Origin of the sequence: Microscilla marina ATCC 23134 (genome assembly GCF_000169175.1) — a bacterium.
Taxonomy (GTDB): domain Bacteria; phylum Bacteroidota; class Bacteroidia; order Cytophagales; family Microscillaceae; genus Microscilla; species Microscilla marina.
Genome location: NZ_AAWS01000119.1, coordinates 1 through 1972, shown reverse-complemented (window position 1 = coordinate 1972; position 1972 = coordinate 1). Strand labels below are relative to the sequence as shown.

2 protein-coding genes are annotated in these 1972 nt (G+C 40.3%); both read right to left on the bottom strand.

Annotated features, from left to right (window positions below; genetic code table 11):
- Nucleotides 1-213 precede the first annotated feature (213 nt).
- A complete protein-coding gene (locus M23134_RS37115; RefSeq protein ID WP_002706268.1) occupies nucleotides 214-1323 on the bottom strand; it encodes a tail fiber domain-containing protein in 1110 nt (369 codons plus the stop codon).
- A gap of 334 nt (nucleotides 1324-1657) precedes the next feature.
- Nucleotides 1658-1855, bottom strand: coding sequence for a hypothetical protein (locus M23134_RS37110; RefSeq protein WP_045115100.1), 198 nt, complete (start codon nucleotides 1853-1855; stop codon nucleotides 1658-1660).
- Nucleotides 1856-1972: the final 117 nt, after the last annotated feature.

Sequence of the window (1972 nt, the reverse complement as noted above, 5' to 3'; positions counted from 1 at the left end):
GTTGCCCCCCAACTGCCATCGTTTGATTTTGTTGTGGGGGTTTTGACTGGGTTTGCCTCCGGCTACCTTGGGCGGTGGTGGTACTTGAGCGCTTGCCGCCATTGCCCATAAACATACACCCAACCAAAGGGCAAAAGGCTTTACACAAAATTGCATGGTGAGTAACCGTTTTCTACTTGTTTTCTAAACTAATTAATTTTGTATTGGCCACTATTAGTCTTTAGGCTTTTCCAAACTTTTTTCTATAGCTTTCAAGCGGCTTTTCAAGTCGTTCAATTCGGCTTTGAGGGCCTTATGTTGGCTTTTCACATCAGCTAATTCGGCTTTGAGGTTCTTATGTTGACTTTTCAAGCCAGTCAATGCTTCCTTGATCTTTTTGTTTTTAGCCTTGAGTACCTGGGCTTGTTTATCCAGTTTATCATTGTTTTTACGCAAGTCTTTGACTGCTTCTACCAATATCGGGATCAACCCTATATAGTTTACCGAGTAATAGCCATCTGCTCCTTTCATTACCAACTCAGGGTATACTTGCGCAAGCTCTTGGGCAATTATACCAACTTGCTTAGTCTTTAAAAAGCGTTTTTCTTTAAATTCTTCGGTACGAAACTTATACGAGGTACCCCTCACTTGGCTTAACTTGGCCACTACATCGGTACTCAAAGGTTGGATGTTTTTTTTGTAGCGGATGTCTGAGGTCAGCTCAATTCCATTAGCATATACTCTCTCAGTGGCATGAATATTACCATCTACCTCAAGTTTATAAGCTGGTGTAGTGGTACCAATGCCTACATTGCCGTTTAAATCAATGCGCATTCTTTCATAGCCCGCATAATTCTGTCCGGCGGTAATCACATCGCCAGTCAACACACCACCCGCAGTATGAAAACTAATCCCTTCATTGAACATTAATCTAATGGCTTGCCCTCCATCTATAGGGTTGACAAACTGCATTTTAACATTTTCAGTAGTCGAAACTCTTACATTATTGCCTAAAACAGTAGCTAAACCATTACCTGTTTCACCTAAATGAACATACTTACCTACTCTTATGTTTACTAAGCCCGCGCTGCCTATGTGAAGTTTGTCTTGTGGGTCAGTAGTACCAATGCCTAATTTCCCATCACTGGTCAGGCGCATTTTTTCGCTGCTGCCAATGCTAAAAATGGTATTGCCTCCGGTTTCATTATCTAAAGTAACTCCTGTGCTACTGCCGGGCTTTTTGATGGTAAGACGAGAAGTTTGTGCCTGACTGATGTTACCCATACCTAAAGCAAAAAAAGCCATGAGGCTCAAGGTAACTAATATAGAATTGTGTTTTTTCATCACTTTTTGTTCTTATAAAAAAAAATAGTTTAACCATTATTGTACAAAGCTAAAAGTGTGTATTGTACCTGTTTTTTTAGCTTGTCAATTATCTATACCTATATCGGGTAGGCAGTTTGGACACTTTTTTATGTATTTTAATCTATAAAAACACTAACCAGTTAATAATCAAATATTTACGAATAATACATTTTTTTACTGCTATTACTTTTCGACGGCTTTTTGCACTTTTTTAAATTCTCTTTGGGGAACCAATCAGGTGGTTTTTGAAGGGGTAGTGAAAAATAAGTGTTCGTTTTAAAGGTAACTCATTTTTCACCACCCCTTACTACTGCTATTTGTTTGCCTGCCTCCTGATCAATTTTTCCAGGGTTGCCAGGCGGGTTTTCACATCAGTTAGTTCTGCTTTGAGGGTTTGGCTTTGGTTTTTCAATTCTCCGTTTTTCTTGCGCAAGTCTTTGATTGCCTCTACCAATACAGGCATTAGTCCAGTGTAGTTGACCGCATAATAGCCATCTGCTCCCTTAGTCACAACTCAGGTATACCGTGATGAGTTCTTGGGCGATGATCCCATTTGCTTGCCCTTAGAGAGTTTTGGCTTTGACGCTTCGGTACGGACTGGTAGAGTGCCCTTACTGGCTGAGTTAGT